At 30.9% G+C, this 19,443-nt stretch carries 15 protein-coding genes; 2 read left to right on the forward strand and 13 right to left on the reverse strand.

Annotated features, from left to right (window positions below; genetic code table 11):
* Nucleotides 1–40: 40 nt before the first annotated feature.
* From DG508_RS15075 to DG508_RS15125, 12 genes are all read right to left on the reverse strand, one after another.
* Nucleotides 41–2,374, reverse strand: coding sequence for a GumC family protein (locus DG508_RS15075; protein WP_159090855.1), 2,334 nt, complete (start codon nucleotides 2,372–2,374; stop codon nucleotides 41–43).
* A gap of 5 nt (nucleotides 2,375–2,379) precedes the next feature.
* Nucleotides 2,380–3,156 (reverse strand): polysaccharide biosynthesis/export family protein, encoded by a 777-nt coding sequence (locus tag DG508_RS15080; RefSeq protein WP_108868948.1) that lies wholly within the window; start codon nucleotides 3,154–3,156, stop codon nucleotides 2,380–2,382.
* A gap of 40 nt (nucleotides 3,157–3,196) precedes the next feature.
* Nucleotides 3,197–4,333, reverse strand: coding sequence for a sugar transferase (locus DG508_RS15085; protein ID WP_108868949.1), 1,137 nt, complete (start codon nucleotides 4,331–4,333; stop codon nucleotides 3,197–3,199).
* Nucleotides 4,334–4,617: 284 nt separating this feature from the next.
* The gene (locus DG508_RS15090) at nucleotides 4,618–5,379 is read right to left on the reverse strand and encodes a polysaccharide deacetylase family protein (RefSeq protein WP_108868950.1); all 762 of its coding nucleotides are present in this window, start codon (nucleotides 5,377–5,379) and stop codon (nucleotides 4,618–4,620) included.
* Between the two features lie 7 nt (nucleotides 5,380–5,386).
* Nucleotides 5,387–6,451: a DUF354 domain-containing protein gene (locus tag DG508_RS15095; protein WP_108868951.1), complete on the reverse strand. Its 1,065-nt coding sequence runs from the start codon at nucleotides 6,449–6,451 to the stop codon at nucleotides 5,387–5,389.
* Nucleotides 6,448–7,455, reverse strand: coding sequence for a lipid II:glycine glycyltransferase FemX (locus DG508_RS15100; RefSeq protein ID WP_108868952.1), 1,008 nt, complete (start codon nucleotides 7,453–7,455; stop codon nucleotides 6,448–6,450). The genes DG508_RS15095 and DG508_RS15100 overlap by 4 nt, the downstream gene beginning before the upstream one ends.
* Nucleotides 7,452–8,372: a glycosyltransferase family 4 protein gene (locus tag DG508_RS15105; protein ID WP_108868953.1), complete on the reverse strand. Its 921-nt coding sequence runs from the start codon at nucleotides 8,370–8,372 to the stop codon at nucleotides 7,452–7,454. Before DG508_RS15105 ends, DG508_RS15100 begins: the two co-directional genes overlap by 4 nt.
* Before the next feature lie 184 nt (nucleotides 8,373–8,556).
* On the reverse strand, nucleotides 8,557–9,588 hold the full coding sequence (locus tag DG508_RS15110; RefSeq protein WP_108868954.1) for an ATP-grasp domain-containing protein: 1,032 nt from the start codon (nucleotides 9,586–9,588) through the stop codon (nucleotides 8,557–8,559).
* 95 nt (nucleotides 9,589–9,683) lie between these two features.
* Nucleotides 9,684–9,818 carry a hypothetical protein gene (locus DG508_RS21390; protein ID WP_255412578.1) on the reverse strand — a complete coding sequence of 45 codons (135 nt, stop codon included), beginning with the start codon at nucleotides 9,816–9,818 and terminating at the stop codon, nucleotides 9,684–9,686.
* Between the two features lie 22 nt (nucleotides 9,819–9,840).
* Nucleotides 9,841–11,610 (reverse strand): asparagine synthase-related protein, encoded by a 1,770-nt coding sequence (locus tag DG508_RS15115; protein WP_108868955.1) that lies wholly within the window; start codon nucleotides 11,608–11,610, stop codon nucleotides 9,841–9,843.
* Nucleotides 11,611–13,029: a glycosyltransferase family 39 protein gene (locus tag DG508_RS15120; protein ID WP_108868956.1), complete on the reverse strand. Its 1,419-nt coding sequence runs from the start codon at nucleotides 13,027–13,029 to the stop codon at nucleotides 11,611–11,613.
* A 67-nt stretch (nucleotides 13,030–13,096) separates the two neighbouring features.
* Entirely contained in the window at nucleotides 13,097–14,539 is a 1,443-nt protein-coding gene (locus tag DG508_RS15125) for a lipopolysaccharide biosynthesis protein (protein ID WP_108868957.1), read from the reverse strand.
* A 284-nt stretch (nucleotides 14,540–14,823) separates the two neighbouring features.
* Here DG508_RS15125 and DG508_RS15130 point away from each other — a divergent pair, with 284 nt between their 5' ends.
* On the forward strand, nucleotides 14,824–15,810 hold the full coding sequence (locus DG508_RS15130) for a fasciclin domain-containing protein (RefSeq protein ID WP_108868958.1): 987 nt from the start codon (nucleotides 14,824–14,826) through the stop codon (nucleotides 15,808–15,810).
* A gap of 54 nt (nucleotides 15,811–15,864) precedes the next feature.
* Here the strand turns inward: DG508_RS15130 and DG508_RS15135 are convergent, their stop codons facing one another.
* Entirely contained in the window at nucleotides 15,865–16,464 is a 600-nt protein-coding gene (locus tag DG508_RS15135) for a hypothetical protein (protein WP_159090856.1), read from the reverse strand.
* A gap of 474 nt (nucleotides 16,465–16,938) precedes the next feature.
* Between DG508_RS15135 and DG508_RS15140 the strand changes: the two genes are divergently transcribed.
* On the forward strand, nucleotides 16,939–19,419 hold the full coding sequence (locus tag DG508_RS15140) for an ATP-dependent Clp protease ATP-binding subunit (protein WP_108868960.1): 2,481 nt from the start codon (nucleotides 16,939–16,941) through the stop codon (nucleotides 19,417–19,419).
* The last annotated feature ends 24 nt before the right edge of the window (nucleotides 19,420–19,443 follow it).

Here is a 19,443-nt window from a genome sequence, read left to right on the forward strand (position 1 = left end):
CTAAAATCAAAAAAGTTTAAATCAATTCATTACTAAAAAATTAGAAAAATTTCCACCAAGGTTTCGACTTTTGCGGTTGCCCATAAGAATATCCATAATAACTTTTTGTCTGAGTTTCTATACCATTTAATAATATTGAAAGATGTGTAAAGCGTTTATCTTTATATAGGTTTTGAACTACTTTCAAAAATTTTCTTTCTGTCAAATCAGATCTTACAATGTAAATACACAAATCTACATATTCACTTAGTAAAAGAGCATCTGCTACCAAACTTACGGGGGGAGTATCTATTACCAAATAATCATATCGATCTTTTAATTCTGTGATTAATTGTTGTAATCGTTTGCTTTTTATCAATTCTATAGGATTAGGCGGTATTACTCCTGAACAGATGATATCTAAATTAGGGATATGATCCATACTAATACAAATATCATCTAGAGTTAATTTCTCATCTCTAATATAATTTGACACTCCTATATAATCATCTATAGCAAGGTACTCAAGCACTTTGGGAGATCTAAGGTCTAATCCCAACAATGCTACTTTCTTATCTGGATCTGCCAAGGCGATAGAAAGGTTGGTGGATATAAAAGTTTTTCCTTCTCCTACTGTTGATGAGGTTATTAAAATAGTTTTACATTGTTTGTGACTGTCATCAGATAGTAAAAACTTAAGATTGCTCTCAAAAATCCTGAATGCTTCTGCTGTAACTGATCGATCAGTAGTAGATATAATAACATTTTCTTTGGTATCAACTTTTGGGATTTCTGCTACTATTGGAATATCTAAGGTTTTTTCTATCTCTAATCTATCTTTTACTTTGGTATCAAAAAGGTCTTTGAAAAAGATGAGTATTGCTGGAACCAATAATGTTCCAAACAATGCAACTAATACTACAATTCTTTTTTTAGGTTTTACTGGGTTTTTAGAGCAATATGCTTTCTCAATAACTTTTGCATTGGCTACTGTAGCAGAGAGTGAGATTGCTGTTTCTTCTCTTTTTTGTAATAAGTAGAGATATAAGGTTTCTTTGATCTCTTGTTGCCTTACAATATCTCTTAATTCTCTTTCTTTTTTTGGTAAAGAGGCTATTTTACCTCTCATTCTTGATTCTTGACGTTCAAGGTTTTTTAGTTTTATTTTTAGTGTTGTCTTTTGATTATTAAGACTTTGTTGCAAGCTTACTCTCAAGCTTTCTAACTTATCATTAAGACTAACAACTATGGGGTTTTGAGAGGTTGTTCCTTTTAATACTTCATTTCTTCTAAGTGCTGTTTCATTATAACTAGCTATAATACTAGTAATAGCTTCATCAGAAAAACCTAAATTTACGGGTAATAAATCTTCTGTATTGCCTTTTAAGTGGGTATTCATAAAATCTACTAGCCCTAATTGTGTATTCGTCTCTAGTACACCTCTCTTATTATCTGAGGAGGTTTCCAAAAACAACTCGGTTTCTGTTGTTACATTGGTAAGGTTATTAGATGTCTTGAATTTTTCTACTCCGTGTTCTATATCTGATAATTCTGTATTTATGATTGATAGCCTTTCTTTTATAAAATTGGCTGTATTTTCATAAATCATATTTTTATCTCGAATGGCATCTATATTATATTCTTCTACTAATCCATTGAGAATATCTTTTGCTTTTTCTCTTGTTGCTGTATTTAATTTTAAAGAAATTACATTGGCATCTTTATTTACCAAACCTATATTAATTCTCGTCTTATAATCTTCTACTACATCTGATACTGCCTGAATTGACACGAATATTTCTTTTCCTAAAAATGCATCAAAATATTCTTGATTGGGAGTCAGTAATACATTGCCAATTCTTGTTTTTACTTCTTTTGCAAATATGCCATTTACCTCAACATCTTGCTTTTCTTCTTTTATGGTAAAATCAGTTTTAGAATTAATAGTAATCTTTAATTCTATTGGTTCCTTGATAAACAATGAGTCATCAACAAAAAATACAGTTATTGGTCGGTTTTTATAGAGTTCTACTAGTCTTTTTGAGAATTTTCTTTTTGCAAAATATTGATGATGTAGCTTGAGTTTTTTGACTACATTTTCAAAAAGAGGTCTAGATTTTAGTATTTCTATTTCATTTTCTACTTCTTTATTATTGGATTTTACAATACTTAAATCTTCAAAAGCAGATAATTCTGATAAAATCCCTGCTTTTTCTCCTTTAATCAATATAGTAGAGGTCACCTTATATTCAACGGGAGTATATTTTAAATAGAAAAATGCTAATAGCACACATAAAATACCTGAGATTAAAAATAGTTTCCAGTATTTTAAGTAATTCTGAAAGTGATCTTTTACCGTAAGACCGTTTTTTTCTTGTTCGTATTGATAATCCATATGTACTAGCGGGTTAATAAAATTACAACAGATAATAATACGGATGCTACAGACACCCATATAGGCGTATTTTTATTATATGATGATGATTTTATTTTTGCCTTATTAGGAGTAACATAAATTGCATCATTTTGTTTGAGGTAAAAAACAGGGGAATTAAAAACTTGATCAGAAGTGATATCAATTCTATGGTATTTATACTTGCCATCTTGTTCTCTTATAACCAAAATATCTTTTCTTTTACCTGTGATTGTTAAGTCTCCTGCCAATCCCAATGCTTCAATAATACTTATGCGTTCATTAGGAATCGTAAAAGTTCCTGGTTTATTGACTTCTCCTAATACTGTTATTTTAAAATTCACTAGCTCTATATGTACAATAGGGTCTTTGATATAATTAGACAGTTTTTCTTTGAGCACATTGGTTGCCTGAATCAAGGATAGTCCTTCTAGTTTTACTTTTCCCAATACGGGAAAATCAATGGCTCCATCATTTTTTATGAGATACGTAAGTTGTTTTCTTTCTCCTACTACACTACCTGGCATCGTGTTTATAGAAACCGCTGGTAGATTAAAGGGTTCTAATCCTTGCATATCTGATGATGATACTGTAATAGATAATAAATCATCTGGTTCAAAAATGGTTTTGTATTGTACTTTTACTTCTTTCTCGTAGGCATTAGTGATATCTTGAAAATAAACAATATCTTTTTTTGAAGCACAAGAAGTTAATAATATTACCGTACTATATAGAAAAAGGGTACGTACTATTTTTATGATCATATATGTAATTAATTTAATATTGAGAAAAGAGAATCTTTTTTTAACAACTTCTTTTTCCTCGTAGAAGTATGTTTTTTGCTATTTTGATACAGTATTCTATATCTGTTTTTAAAGGTGCTTTTTGATATGCTTCTAGGTATTTCATTTCTGAAGCGACAATTTCTTCTAATGTTTTGGGCATATCTGCATAAAATGGTGGTATAAGTCCTGGTTTTACCTGTAATCTCTTTTCTTGAAGTTCTTTTGGATATAAACTAAAGTAATGACTACTTAATGGGCGAACTCCCACTAATTTCATTTCACCTTTGATAAAATTATAGATCATAGGTAACTCATCTATCCAGTATTTTCTCATTATTTTTCCTTCATGAGATATTCTGAAATCATTTTTGATCTTACCTCCCTCTTTCAAATTATTTTTCTCAAAAATATATTGCTGTAAGTATTCAGAAAATGGATACATGGTTCTAAACTTATAGACTTTTATTGTTTTACCATCCTTTCCTAGTCTCTTTAACTTAATCAATGGCCCATAGGTGGGGGTATTATCAAATACTGGTTCTTTAACTTTTCTAGCTACAAAATGTAATAAGTTATTAATATTTCTTTCTTCTAAGACTTCAAAACCACAAGAATACAGTCGTCCAAAAGTTTCTGCTTTGGTTAATACACGTCCTTTTCCTTGTGTTATATGAAAATACAACCCTTTGGTAAGTTTAAGTTTAGGAAATATTCTGGTAAGCACTACATCTGCCGCATAATACATATAATTAAATGGCTTATAGAGTTTTTTTAAGAGCCTATTTTTACGAACAGCATGAGTTTCTACATGATTGATAAAAATACCTCCTTCTGGTAATTTAGCATTAACAGATTTAAAATATTTATTGATCCTCCTAAAATCATTTACTCGTTTTAGGTTTACAATACTCTTATATCGATCGTCCTCTACATTATCGATATTAAAACGAGTTCTGGTTGCAGTTACAAATACATCTTTTGGTATCTGTGTTGCATGTTCATTTATAAATTTAAAAGCTTCTTCTCCTATTTCATCGATCATTAATTTTTTCCTATCGACATTCCACTCATGATCCGAATTGGTATCATTGGAATTTTCTGGATTTAAAAGCTCTTCAATTTGCCTGTCTATAAACTGGGGGAATTTAGTTAGCATTTGATATAATTTTTGAGTTTGTGCAAATTGGTTAGATAGACGGGTATGTGTGAAAAAACAGTTAACACCTGTTAAATTAATTAACAAAAATTAACATGTTAATGCATTAATTATCAAACCTTAACACCTATGGTAACGGGGATACAATCATAATAGTATACTGTATTGTTAATTCAACGTAAAATTTTTGTACTGAAAAATACAGTTTTATACACAACAAACCATTACCAACTGATTAACAATACTTTATCATTATTGTGTTTTTTGGTTTTTTTTCATTTTTTTTATAAAACTTCTTTTTTTCCAACAAAAAAGTATCGTTTAATCACATTTTTAACGTTCTGAAGCAAAAGTTCTTTGCTCCATAATACCATATTATCATTCCATCGTTGTGGATGAAAGGTAAACATGATTTTATCAGGTAATCTATCTGCTTTTCTAATGATTTCATCAGTTGCATGAAATGTATCGGTGAAGGATGTTTGTACACGATCTCTCACACTTACCTTATGACCATCCCATCGACGTCCTGTATCTGTTAAATAAAAGACTTGCTCAAAATCTACATCAAAATAGGGCTCTGCTGTAATCTCATAATCTTTGTATGAGTAGGTTTTCCATAAATCTTTAGAATCGTACTTAGACATAGGGCTACCATGCATACATATTGTGGTTACTGGTGCTAACTTTCTTAAGGCTTCAAGGTTTTTCTCAAAATTTTTTATTCCTTTTTGCAAATCTCCATCGACTGTAGTCAGGCATTCATAATGATATCCTATTTCATGCCCTAAACCTGCTATTTCTTGTATCACTTTTTCGTTCCAGCTCTCTGGCACTGCTCTAAAATAATAGGTTCCTTTTATAGTATGTGCTGCCTGTATTTTTGCAAACGCAAGAGAGTTATAAGGTAATAGGTCTACATCATGACGCAGTACAATTGCTTTTTGATTAGGGGTATCAATAAACTCATCAAAAGTTTGAAATGTGTAGTTTTGCCTGATCAATGACTCTAATAGTTCTGTATATTTTTTTACGGTAAAATCCATTGTTTTTTTAAAAATTAAGATGATAATCAGGGTTTGTTTTCATTGTAATTTGACTCTCTGGAAAATTTTCTACAAACCACATCATAAATGCAGTTACATCTATTTTATCTGCCAGAAGCTTTTGTTGCCTTTCTCTAAAAACTTCTTTAAGGCTAGGGATTTCCTCTAATTCTTTGACTTTATCTAAAACATTTTTTCCGTTTTGAAAGTTGTAGACTAATCCATATTGTTCCTGGTCCTCGTTATAAGCTCTCTTCAAAGAGTTTACATATATAGAAGGGGTGCCTAAAACACCTGCTTCTGATGCCATAGTGGCTCCTTCACCAATAAACATTGTGGCTCCTGATAACACTTCATGCATTTGTTCTGGTGCTATTTTGATATTAAATCTTTGGTATTCTTTTGGTAATTTACTTTCTGAAGAGATAAACACCGTATACCTATCCGTTAGATATCTTACTAATTCTTCTTTTTCTTTTTCTGAGAAACCATTCTGTCCTTTATCATGTGAAGCATTCCACGAAACAAATCGCAATAAAACATATTTTTCATCTTCTTTGATATTAAGAATTTTATGGTATGTATGTTTGCTTTGAAAATATTCTGGGTGTAAATATGCCAATTCATGATACCCGTTATAGCGTATTTGTTTTGGCCCCAGATCTTCTACAAGCACCGATGGGGTAAGCACGGATTTTGTAAAGGGTAAATATATTTTGATTTGCTCCCAGTTGCCTGAGTCTTCTAATGATATGTGTGGTTTTTGAAGTACTGCTGCGGCATGTGCCGCATAAGGTGAACCGTGACTCATGAATATATCTGGTTTAAATTTTAACCCTTGAATGATCTCCATCACATCAAACTTGAATAAACCAAAAATCTTTCCTGCTGTTGTATTGTATTTTTTACCAAAGGACTTATAATTAAAACCTTCTGCTTTGAGCAGTTCTATTTCGTACTCCTTTTGCCTGCATGTAAATAAAAACTCATGTCCTTTTTGTTGCATTCTCTTTGCTAAATTTTTAAAAAGATGCACGTGTCCTGGGTGTCCTATATCGACTAATATTTTCATGATGTCTTTTTTAAAATTTTTACTGCGGTTTTACCAATGTTGTATAGTATGGGTTTGGATACATACAAAAACCTACCGTGCTCTACTAGATCTCCACCAAATTTGGATTTAAATTCTCTTACTCCATAATCCTGATCTGGTTTTCCTGCTCCCATAAAATCAAATCGTGCTATATCATTTTTATAGGCATACTCCATAGCTGCCCAAGTTGCCAATATACTAGGATATACATTTTTGTATACTCCATCTTTACCACAGACAAACCATTCATAGATCACTTTATCTTTGAGGATTGGGCAAACAATTCCTCCTATAATTTCTCCTTGATATTGAATCAAAAGAAATCTGGCTGTTTTGCTTTCCCACATTTTCTGAAAAAATTCTAGATCAGGTAACGGGGTTTTTACTTTGGTTGTATATAAATGATGTAAAATAGTATAGTATGCTGCTATATCATCTGTATTTTGAGCTTCTATAATTTCGGCTCCATTTTTAATACTTTTCTTAACTTGTCTAAGCTTACTGCTACTCATTCTTTTTCGCATTACTCCCTCATCGCTACAATCCAAATGGAAGTTACAATGTGGCACGTACTCAAACCCTACTTTTTGAAAAACATCTTTGTAGCTACTATAATCATTAAGATTCCTTATCTCAAAATAAATAGCTTTTTTATGCATCTTCTTTACTACCTGTTTCAACAATTCTTCTATTTCTGTATTTGTTACATCATTGCTAAAAACGGGACCTCCGTAAATAATTGCTCTACTTGTAAATGTAGATTTGATGCCTTTTTCTTTTTGGATAATCCCTGCAATCAAAGCTGTTATTTTTGAACCTCGTTCGATAGCAAAGCCAAATGTTTCTAATCCTACATTTTTGAAAAAGTGTAAAGCTTGTTTGGTCTGAAAAAAATTGGCTGTATCAGATGATGCTAATAGTACTTGCCATTGTTGTTCTGTAATAGCACCTAACATGTTATGTGTTTTATATTCTTTTGTCATGATATTGCGCTTTTGTATACTTTTATCAACTGATGTGCAATGGTCTCAGAGGTCAAGTGATTAATTGTATCTCTACCTGTTGTTTTTTGTTCCAGAGATGATGCTTCTTGAATACGATCTGCGATTTCTTGTGGGGTGAAACCAGTTATAAAACACCCTTTGGTATCTGCTATAACTTTTCTTATGTCTCCTACATCTACGGCCACAATCTTGCTGTTACAAGCCATAGCTTCTTTTATTACGTTTGGAGAGCCTTCCCACAAACTAGTAAGTAATACTACATCTGCAGAATTAAAATAATAAGGCATCAGATCATTAGGTATATCTACTAGTGTATGTAATTCAAATTCGCTTTCTTGCAATAACTCAAAAGCAGCTTCAGCTAGTATAAAATTCTTTTCAAACCGGGCTGGGTTTGCGGCAAAAAGAATATGTCTTTTTTGAGAGTTCCATTGCGTAATCTTTAATGCTTCTACCTTTGTATAGGGTTTAAATTTTTTAACATCTACTCCGTTGGGAATAACATAAACTTCATCTAAACCTGATGCTTTTTGCATGTCTTTGGATTTGACAATAACTTTTTTCCAAAAAAAAGAATTAAAAAACATAATGAAATATTTAAAAAATCTCGATTCTTTTACGTCACTTCCCATTAATGAAACGACCAAAGGTTTGGCTCCTGATAGAGCAGCGACCATTGCGCTTAATGAATAATGTGCATGAATACAGTCGAATTCTTTATTTTTCAAAAACTTTTTTAGTTTAAATATATTGCTGAAATACCCCTTAATTCCTTTGCCTTTTATTCCATAAAAGACAACTTGATGACCTAAGTCTATCAAAGATTGTCCTTGATTTTTAATGATAGGAGAAATGCCATTTTTTGCATTCCCACTGCTTATAAAAAGAATTTTCATCTGTTTTATATATATTGTTTTAGAGACCAGATACGTGCATACCCATCATTTGCTTCTAAATATTATTATTTAATTTTAGAGCCTATCCTATCATGGCTTCAATTATATTGAAACGTACATGTATGTATTTATACGAAAATGTCCTCCAAAAAACAGTTAGTTATTATTGTTGTTTATACGGTAGTCACATACTTTTTTTTATGTATTGACAAATAGAATCTGCATAGATCTTTTCGAGATCTATAGCTATTTCTTTTGCAGACCAACCGTTTTCTGTTTTAACAAAATAAGCATCAGACATGTTTACAATAGAGGTTCCAAAATAAATTCCCTGCATTTCTATCAGGTAATATTTCTCTCCATCAAAAGCAATATCCAATGAAACATGAGGTATGTCTAAATGCTGAAAAATTTCTTCTGCAAAATCCAGTATTTGATGAGTTAATTCTGATTGGGTTCCTGGCTTATAATTTGTTTTACTGCCACTCGCCCGAAAATCATTTTCTCTATTGTATCTGGTTAACACAAAATAGCGTTTACCAAATACAAGGATTTTCCAGTCTTTTTTTAGGTTAGGAACAAACTGTTGGATAATGAATTTTTTTCTATAAATAGAGTCTTTGATATATCCTTTATGTTTGTAGGTTCGTCCTAGTTCCCACAAATAATTTTTCAGATAAAATGTTCTTGCTATCTTTTTTGTTTTTTTTATCAGGTCTTTTTCATTTTTTGCCAAACGTACTGTTGTTCCAGATGCTCCCATAGCTCCTTTTAGCACTACAGGATACTCTATTTCTTTGAGACAAGGTTCTAATTCATCTATTGTACCTAGTTTAAATGTTTTTAGGTTACAAAATTGATTTGGCAAAATAATGTTTCTCAATAACTCCATGAATACTTTGTTATTGTTCGCTTTCAGATATTTATATGATGGTATCACTCGAGCTTTTGACAACTCTAATGCATATATTATATCTTCTATATAGTTTTTATAAAAATAATTAGGATCTTCAGAAGACGTATAGATAATAGTGCTTTCAGATAGGTCTTTTGATTTCCAGTTTATTTCAGAAAACTCAGAAAATATAACTTCATAATTATGTTCAAGAAAATAATATACTAGTTTGGACTTATCCATACCACTACGATAAGGAGTATCCATATGCTTTGACCCAAAATTCCCTTTGTAATCAGTAAGCGCTACTATTTTTTCCATGAGTATTCATTTTATTATTGATTAGTTTCTCAAATAGTAAAATATTACTATTTGTATACATTGTTTAGATTGCTATTTATTCTTTAATAAATTCATTATTTTAAATTTATATCAGGGATAAAATGCTGTATAATAAACTTATCTTTATTGGTATCGTCTTTTAGGCGCTCTTTTTCTGCAAAGTAACCAGCTAGCTTGTCTTTACCCATATTGCGATATGGAGTTTTCATGTGTTTGATACCTAACTTTTGATTACAGTTGGTATGCATCATTGTTTGATTCATAGTGTGAAAGGTGTTTTGAGTTTGTTTTTGGTTGATATTGTATAGCTATTAAAATAGACACTGCCATAAGTAATGTATCTCGCTCTTTTTCTGGGGTATGTGGTGATATAGTATCGAGCATACTACTTAAGACAGATGCGTCAAAAAAAGAGGTGTTATTGAGTGCCTCTTCTATTATTTTTTTATGTGTCAATGTTCCTGATATGATACCTAAATTATCTAGATTCGGGGTTTTCACTTTTCGTTTAAAACGTTTTTTTATGAATGGAATAATAATTTTATACAGATATATTGACTCTCTTACATCTTTAGGGCGATATCCTTTTCCTGTTATTTGATGGTAAATTGTACAGTTTGTCTTTTTTATTATATCTGCATATAGATACTGTCCTTTCATTCGTTTTAAAGGGTTTTCTGTAAAAAAATCATTATTTGCTCCTGCATATTGCGTGGTAAGTAATTCTTTGATAAATGTATAATCAAGAAAAGGGGTTCGTACTTTGACATGTTGCATTTGTATACTAACCCATTGCCCGAAAAATTTTCTAAAAATCTCTTCAAATACAAAAACATAAAACTTCTGATTCTCTGTAAGGTGATTAGGTATTGCTTCTTTATATACTATTACCTCATCTATCAATTCTTGAAGTTCTGTTTTATAATTTTCTTTTTGTATTACTTTTAATGCTTTTGCATTCGTTATTTTATCTTTTATTTCTTGTGAGGTCTTACTTATAAAGACATCTGCTAATGTAGTAGAAGTTACTGCTCCTGTAAGATGTAATGCCCTAAATAACTCACTACCAACAATACCAGAAAGCAAGTAATCTGATTCTTTGGCTATTTGCTCTGTACTATATAAAAAATGTGGATAAATAAATCCATTCCCTCCTGGATATTGGTGGATATATGAGATTGCTTTATGTATATATTCTTGATTTAGATACTCATCACTTCCTAAATCATAATATTTATAAGGTATATTAAGTTTGGTTGCATTCTCTTTGGGTATGGATACATCATCATTCTCAGGCCTCCCAAAAGAAAAAGTTTTAAAGTCTTTATTATGAAATGTAGCACAACTTACCAAAGTTCGACCATCAAATCCACTAGTAAAAGCAATATCAAAACTGGTATCTGGAAAATAATGACTCGTGGTTTCTATAAATAAATCGCTTAATCGATCAACAGTTTTTGCTCCTTTGGCAGGGTGTTGAGTAAACATAGAAACCGTATCTAAATGTTTTTGTATTTCTAACCTATCCTCTAATATGGTTAAAAAAGAATTACAAGGAACTAATTGTATTTCTTGATATAATGTTCTATTAAAAAAGCCATAATTAAACAATAGCGTCTCTAATATAAACTTTTTATTTATCGAAAATTCTTTTTTTGATTTTTCTCTAATATACTGAATTGATGATGAAAAACAGCTGTTATCTGTAGTGTAATAAATTGGTAATACATTCAGAAAACTACTATATATTTTAATCGTTTTATTATGAACTACAATAGCATAAAAGTTACCTCTAAGCTTAGGGATATCATCTGAATGACAATTAAAAAGAGCTTCTTTTTCTCCTATATAATCTCCAAAGACAAAGATTGTTACATCATCTTCATGATAGTGAGTATACCTACTTCCTTGCGTGGTCAATATCCAATCTTCTGTAAGCCCTATTTGATACTTATCTGGCTCAGTATTCTTTGATGCTGTTATAATAAAATGATCTATCATTTATAAAAGTTCTCTATTTGATAATTTAAACAGGTTCCACATTAATATGGCTGCAAAAATGAAAAACAAGTATATTTTCCAATGTTTTATCTTTTTAGGGTAGTCTGTTACTATACCATCCGCCATAAAAATGAGTAAAAAAGGTAGTGCCAATAACTGAAATCTATCTTGAAAAGATATTCCTGATATTGCCAAAATCAGAATATATCCTACTACAAAACTTAAAATAAAAACACTTGCTTTTGGAGGATACTTAATAACTCTATACAAACCAAAAAACATAAAAAAGTATAAACTATTACGTATAATCTCATTCTGAAAATGTGCAAAAATTCCTAGTTGAACTTCTTCAAAATCTAACAAAGAGGGAAAAGGTGTTACAATAGCTCCTGCAAAAAGTAAAGGCGCTACTATTGCTTTTGTATATGAAATACCTCTGGTATTGGCTGTATGGCTTAATTCATTATCAAATTGATTTTGACTAGCTGTTACAATAGCTTCTATATTTTCTTTCATCCCTAATTGCTCTACTATAGTATAACTACCATAAACAAGGAGTAACGAAATACATACAGATAAAATACGATAGTGTTTTCTTTTTGTTTTTAGAAAAATAAGCTGAAGTAAAATACATCCCAATAGTAGTGGTGCAATAAATGTTCTAAAATACAATGTAATTACAATCTGAAAAATGATAAAACCAAAAACAAAAGGTTTAAACTTCTCTGTATACATAAGCTTTGTTACAAAATAACCTATGTTTACAATAATGAATATCAAAAGTGTTTCTTTTAATATCATGGCCCCAAACCACAAAAAAGGAGGCATGAGCATCATAAGAATCCCAGTAAGTCTAGCTCTTTTTTCATCATAAATATATCGTGTAATTTGATACATTCTAACTACAGTAAAGCTCCCTATAAGAATATTAAAAAATTTTATTACAATGGTATAGGAACCAAATATGTAATACAAAATTCCTATTACAATTGAAAACCCATAGTCTGATTGCCCTTTCCAAAATCCAGATAATGTCTTAAAAATACCATTTCCCTTCTCTATAGCCTCTGCAACCATTTTTCCTGATGCATCATAATTTATAGAATCAATCGCTCCTATCTCAAATGGCAAACTCACTTCATCAAAAAACATAGTATATACATACATCATAATTACCCCTAGTATTCTATAAAGAATACTATGCAAAAAGAGTTTTTTAATAAATCCCGTATTATTGTTTGTAGTAGCACAATACTTGCTATAGTGTGGCAAAGCAATAAAGAATAAAAAGATTGTACCCAATCCTCCTAATAGGATTAATAATGGCATGGTATATTCAGGAAATAACAATATATGCGTTGCCATTACGATTATCGCAAATAGCAGAGCTATACCAGAATATGTTTTTGTCCATGTCATACTAAGTGATTTAGATATATTTTCACTCTATATTAATCTTATTTTTTAAAGTTCTTTTTTAAATAATTTATGATTTTCTTAATTTTGATTGAATACTGTTTTTGATATCCTCATATTCTTTAAACTTAAATAGATAGGAACATATTATATACCCTATCACGCTTGTTACCACTCCTCCTCCCAAAAATACACCTCTATTATCTATATAACTCCATACAAAATAGCTTATTACAACAGACAAAACACTAGCAAAAATATAAGGTAGCATATCTATAATTTGTTTGATTCCTGAATACCCAATGTACTTTCCAGTATAATAAGCATAGGTGAAAAACCCTATACAGGATACACAAACATATCCTATAGCAATAATTGTCATTCCAAACTGATAAGTTGCTGCTAGTGTGAGAATAGTAATTGTATTATTTATAATTTCTAATTTTAGAAATAAATCAGACCTTCCTCTCGCATTCAATAGATTAGTATTAATAGCATTAATGGGGAAAAAAATAACTCCTATTGTCAATATCTGTAATAAGATAACAGTAGGTAACCATTTCTCTGTTAGTAATATCAAAACCAACGGATGTGCAAAAACGATCAAGGAAATAATCATAGGAAAAAGTAAAAAAGCAGTTAGCTTGACACTTCTTCTCATTACTTTTTTCACCTGCTCATTATCATCGATAACATCTACCAATATCGGAAATGATACATTCTGTATAATAGTAGTAACCAGTGTTGCTGGAATCTGCTTGAATAACGTTGCTCGTGTATAATACCCTAACTCTTCTGATTTATAAATCTTCCCTATCACAACAAGGTATATATTTTGAAAAGCCGCATATAAAAGTGTCGTGGCCAAAATCTTAGACCCAAAATCAAAAAGTTGTTTTAATGCTTGAATACTAAAAACAAATGATGGTTTCCAACTATTCATCACCCAAAACAAAAGTGAAGTCATAAAGTTCCTTGATAAATATTGTAATACAAGTGACCAAACCCCTAAACCTGATAACGCACAACTAATTCCAACAGCAACCCCAGTAAGTCCAGCTGTAATATTTACTATTGCTTGTGTTTTAAAATTAATTTGTTTGATTAAAATTGTACGATGAACAATTGCTGCCGAAGAAATAATAACATTAAGTCCTACAACTTTGACCAGATCAATTAATATAGGCTCATTATAAAAATTAGCGATAAACGGTGCTGTAAAATATAGTATTGCATAGACGACAATACTAATCAAGAAGTTAAAAAAGAATGTAGTTGAGTAATCTATCTGATTTGCATCCTTTTTTTGAATTAATGCTCTACTAAATCCACTTTCTACAATAGCTTGAGAGATTGTTATAAAAATTGTAATCATCCCAACCAGTCCAAAGTCTTCTGGTAATAGTAGTCGTGCAAGAATAATTCCAAAAACAAACTGGATAAGCATTGTAGAAGACTTATCGATACCACTCCATATAACACCATTGGCAGCTTTACTTTTTAGACTATTCACCGCAGAAATAATATTTTTGTTTCAAATACCTAGTTTTTTAAAATGTGATTTAAGCCATAATAACGCTCTTTTTATTTCTATATTTTATACGAACCACATATTATTACAAAAGCTTACATTCTCATAACTAAATATTTAACAGATTATTCTTACATATTATAAAACCCTGTTAAAATATAGAAACTATTAAATCATTTCTTATTTTTATCATTACCTAATATTCCTTTCATACCCAAAATTCATACAAACTTTTTAATTTTTTTAATCACACAAACTCATCAACTATGAAAGGTTTATTTAGAAATTCAACTTCACTAGTATTAGTGATCACTACGGTATTTATGACAATTTCTTGCGAAAACGAATCCGCAGAAGAAATCTCACCACAAGTAACAAAGCTTACTGAATCAAAGCTTATTAGTTTTGATAAAATTGAAAAAATGACTGCACGGGGTATTCCTGGAGAAATGCTACATCGAGGTCAAAAAGTTACTGGAGTAGCTTCTGAAAAACAAACAGGCAGGCTCTATAGCGGAGAAGGTGCCACTTATTATTTTTATGGAACTGTTAATGATGGTGACCATGCAGAGACAAACCTGAATGGCGAATTAAACTTTGACATCACTTATTATGGGGATGTTTTTAAGGCTCTAAGAGGAACTTACGTTTCTGGAAATGGAGAAGTATCGCAGGCTAGAGGAGCAATATTAGCAGACTACACTGTTTATCTTATTCTCGAATTACCAGACAATACTCTTCTACGTGGTATTGGGTATGCTAACCCTGATAACGGTGGTATTATTGGTAATTTTGACATGTATACAACCGATTCTACTAAAAGTACAGGAACATGGCTTGCCAATGTTAAAGAAATTCTTACCCCAAAAGAAACCATTGTAGATATTTTGGCTAGTGATAGTAGGTTTACTGAGCTAGTTAGTGCATTAGAAGAAACTGAAATTTCTGCTACCTTAAAATCAGATGCTCCTTATACTGTATTTGCTCCTACAAATAACGCTTTTGATATGATAGGAATACTCCCAGATGGTGATGCTCTTAGAGATCTTCTTTTACACCATGTGGTAGAAGGAAAATTTGATACCAGAGCCATACACAATCGTATGATATTCTCTCCTTTGTTTGGTGAGGATATTACTATTGGATTTAATAGCACCTTATTTACAGTTAATGATACAGTACAAATTATCCATTCTAATGTAGAAACTGCCAATGGATACATTCATGTTATTGATGCTGTTTTAATCAAATAAGCAAACAATTGTAAATTAGTCATAATAAACCGTTATCTGTTGGTAACGGTTTATTTAATTAAAATGAGAATCCTCAAGCCTTATAATAAAGCCAAGATTATAATGAATATAATTAGTTCCTACGGCACTATTATCAATAGATATTTTTCCAGTGGCTTGTGCGTTAAATCTAATACTCTCTGATAAATAGATATTAAACCCTACTGCTAGATTGGCTGTTTTTGCTCCTGATCCGTTATAAAAACTCCCTCCTATTCCCGTCGCCAAATATCCTTCATAAATAGCTCTATATTTATTCTGATACGCATTGGTTATATAATATTTAAACATACCGTCTACTGCCAAAAAATCTATCTCATCTTCTAATTTTCCTCCATTTACAACCTTACCTTCTAACAACTTATTAAAGTTACCTGACACCTCAAACCCATAATCATCATTAAATCTTTTTTCTAATGATATCCTAACTGGGCTATGGTAATTATAATTATCTTTTATATCAAACAAGCCTGAAAACAATGCTCCAGGATCATATACAATATTTGCGCCTATCCCAAGAATCCATGGGTTATCTTGAGTTTTATATCCTTGCGCTCTAATAGGGGTAATTGCTAGCATTAAAAAAAAGCAACTAAAAAAATTAATAAATTTCATCACAGACTTTTTAAAATAACGCTATAAGATTGTATAATAGTATACTTATCAATGAATTATTATACATGTACAATATGATATATCATACCTTTAGAATTACGACAGGAATAGACATAAACTGACTATAACTTATTATTTCCACTCACTCTATACTTGTATGTAAACTAATAACAATATTAATACATGAGTATATCATAAAAAAAGAGCATCATTATGATCCAGAATAGTTTTCTCTTATTTAATAAAAGAAGACACATTTTTGGATTATCTTAATAAAAAGCTAAGAACAAATAGCAAAAAAAATGATCGTTTTATTATATTTGGTAAAGTTTTTTAAATCCCCATCATTAAACTAAGGACTATTTTGCATGTACAATACGTATAAATGCTATAAATATGTAGTTCTATTTTTTCAATTACAAAAGTGATAACATTTTTTTATTTATAACCATTTGATTTATTTAAAATAAATTCATGCATACATTAGATCATCAGCTTTCTCAAGAAGTTAAAAATACTATTCATATAGCGCAATCAATTGCCAAAGAATATTATAACAACCAATATAATGCCGCACATTTATTAAAAGCCCTTATACATAAAGACGCTGGTCTAAGAGATTTTTTTGATAAAATTGACGGCGATATTTATTATTTTGAAGAGTGGTCTGACGTAAGGATAGAGGCATTACCAAGAGCTGTAAATATACCTGATGTAATTGAAGGCGATAAATCGATTGAAGCTATTTTTAATGAAGCTGATAGTATCAAGTTAAAATTAGGGGAAGATGAAATCACCCCCCTTTCTTTATTAATTTCTATTTGTACGCCAGGTGTTGGGTTCTCATATGAGCAATTAAAAACACTTCCTCTTAAAGCAGATGAAGTTTTAATAGCAGCTACAGTAAATATGCCTGCACCAAATACTGCAAATGGAGTTGTAAATAAAAATGGAATTACTACCCATAAAAAGGTAGATACTAAAATCTTAGCCGAATATTGTACTGACAAAACTTTTGAAGCAAAAAATAAAACTCTGAATGATATTTCAGGGAGAGATGCAGAAATAAAAATGGTAATGGAAATATTGGGTAGACACTCTAAACCTAATGTCCTTATTACTGGAGACCCAGGTGTTGGTAAATCAGTATTATTAGATGGTTTTTCTGAAACTATTGTAAATGGCACGGTCCCTGATGCACTAAAAAATGCTCAAATCTTTGAATTAGATTTTGTACATCTAGTTTCGGGAGCTAGTTATAAAAGTGAGGTAGAAGATAGATTCAAAAAAATTATTAATGCTTTAAAAGGATTTGAGAAACCCATATTATTAATAGATGAAATAAACAATCTTACAGATAAAGATAGTGGCAACCAAGGCTTAGTCAATATTCTAAAATCAGAATTGGCCAAAGGAGAAATTACCTTTGTTGGTACTGTAACCAATGATGCCTTTAGAAAACATATAGAAAGTGATGAAGGGCTATCTAGAAGATTTGAAATCATATCATTAGAAGAACCTTCTGAAGGAGATGCACTTACTATGATTTCTGACACTATCGATAAATATAAAAAACATCATAATCTAGGTATTGATAATGAGACTATAGAAGAAGCTATTCGTCTTTCTAAGAGATTTAATAAAGAACGTAGCTTACCAGACTCTGCCATCGACCTTATCGACAGAACAATGTCTGCTACTAGATATATGCTAGAAACCACCATTGCTAAAATCGAAAATGTAAAACAAGAGATTGAAGCTATTACAAATAATGAAAAAGACGAAGCTGATAAAATCGTAGATCTCAAATGGCAATGGGATAATCTAAAAAATACGTTCAGTTATTTATTATTTGCTGATCTTGGTGATGAAGATAAGTTTGTAGGCATTGAAAAAATAGAAAAAGGAATTGAAAAAATAGAAAATGTCCTTGAAATATTTTTGACCAAAGCCAACAAAAAGAAAGAAAACATTGATAAAAATGATGTTTCTGCAACTATTGCAAATAAGACAGGTATCCCAGTAGGTAAACTCCAAGCAGATGAAAAAGAACGTTTATTGACTATGGAAGATCGTTTGAAAAAACGAGTGATTGGTCAGGATCATGCAATACAAACTATAACAGAAGCTATTCTAGAATCCCGATCAGGATTAAGTAAACCTGGTCTTCCTATAGGTTCTTTCTTTTTTACAGGCCCCACAGGAACGGGTAAAACAGAATTAGCAAAATCTCTTGCAGAATTCTTATTTCAGACAGAAGAAGCTATAATTAGGTTTGATATGTCTGAATTCAAAGAAGAACATTCTGCAGCATTACTATATGGTGCTCCTCCAGGATATGTAGGATATGAAGAAGGTGGGCTATTAGTAAATAAAATTAGACAAAAACCATACTCTATCGTATTGTTTGATGAAATAGAAAAAGCACACCCTTCTGTATTTGATATCTTTCTTCAAATTCTTGATGAAGGAAAATTAAACGACCGTTTAGGAAAAACAGGAGATTTTTCTAATGCCGTAGTTTTATTTACTTCAAATATTGGGAGTGAGCATGTAGTCAAATCATTTACAGCGGGAGAAATCCCTAAATCTACTGATCTATTAGAGATAATGTCTAGACATTTCAGACCAGAATTTTTAGGGCGACTTACAGAAATTATACCTTTCTCCCCTATAACAAAAGATAATGTTGTAAAGATTTTTGAAATACAAATGAAAGATCTTTATAAAGCTTTAGACAAGCAAGAGATTACTTTAGAATTAACAGAAGAAGCCAAAGAGTATCTTGCCCACAAAGGGTTTACACCAAAATATGGAGCAAGACCTTTGAGAGGTATTATACGAACTGAACTGCGATCATCGTTGTCAAAAAAGATAATTACTGGCAAAGTAAGCAAGGGAAGTGTCGTGAAATTAGACGTAAAAGAGGAAAAATTAGTATGGAATTATAGTTAATTCTATAATCTGTAATAAATTTTA

It is taken from the genome of Aquimarina aquimarini (assembly GCF_900299535.1).
Taxonomy (GTDB): Bacteria; Bacteroidota; Bacteroidia; order Flavobacteriales; family Flavobacteriaceae; genus Aquimarina; species Aquimarina aquimarini.

Bases quoted from the DNA above. Each gene is read 5' to 3' on its own strand.
- DG508_RS21390 (WP_255412578.1), bottom strand. From the start codon at position 9,818: ATGAAAACTCCATATCGCAATATGGGTAAAGACAAGCTAGCTGGTTAC.
- DG508_RS15080 (WP_108868948.1), bottom strand. From the start codon at position 3,156: ATGATCATAAAAATAGTACGTACCCTTTTTCTATATAGTACGGTAATA.
- DG508_RS15115 (WP_108868955.1), bottom strand. From the start codon at position 11,610: ATGATAGATCATTTTATTATAACAGCATCAAAGAATACTGAGCCAGAT.
- DG508_RS15120 (WP_108868956.1), bottom strand. From the start codon at position 13,029: ATGACATGGACAAAAACATATTCTGGTATAGCTCTGCTATTTGCGATA.
- DG508_RS15075 (WP_159090855.1), bottom strand. From the start codon at position 2,374: ATGGATTATCAATACGAACAAGAAAAAAACGGTCTTACGGTAAAAGAT.
- DG508_RS15140 (WP_108868960.1), top strand. From the start codon at position 16,939: ATGCATACATTAGATCATCAGCTTTCTCAAGAAGTTAAAAATACTATT.
- DG508_RS15085 (WP_108868949.1), bottom strand. From the start codon at position 4,333: ATGCTAACTAAATTCCCCCAGTTTATAGACAGGCAAATTGAAGAGCTT.
- DG508_RS15095 (WP_108868951.1), bottom strand. From the start codon at position 6,451: ATGAAAATATTAGTCGATATAGGACACCCAGGACACGTGCATCTTTTT.
- DG508_RS15105 (WP_108868953.1), bottom strand. From the start codon at position 8,372: ATGAAAATTCTTTTTATAAGCAGTGGGAATGCAAAAAATGGCATTTCT.
- DG508_RS15100 (WP_108868952.1), bottom strand. From the start codon at position 7,455: ATGACAAAAGAATATAAAACACATAACATGTTAGGTGCTATTACAGAA.
- DG508_RS15090 (WP_108868950.1), bottom strand. From the start codon at position 5,379: ATGGATTTTACCGTAAAAAAATATACAGAACTATTAGAGTCATTGATC.
- DG508_RS15110 (WP_108868954.1), bottom strand. From the start codon at position 9,588: ATGGAAAAAATAGTAGCGCTTACTGATTACAAAGGGAATTTTGGGTCA.
- DG508_RS15130 (WP_108868958.1), top strand. From the start codon at position 14,824: ATGAAAGGTTTATTTAGAAATTCAACTTCACTAGTATTAGTGATCACT.
- DG508_RS15135 (WP_159090856.1), bottom strand. From the start codon at position 16,464: ATGAAATTTATTAATTTTTTTAGTTGCTTTTTTTTAATGCTAGCAATT.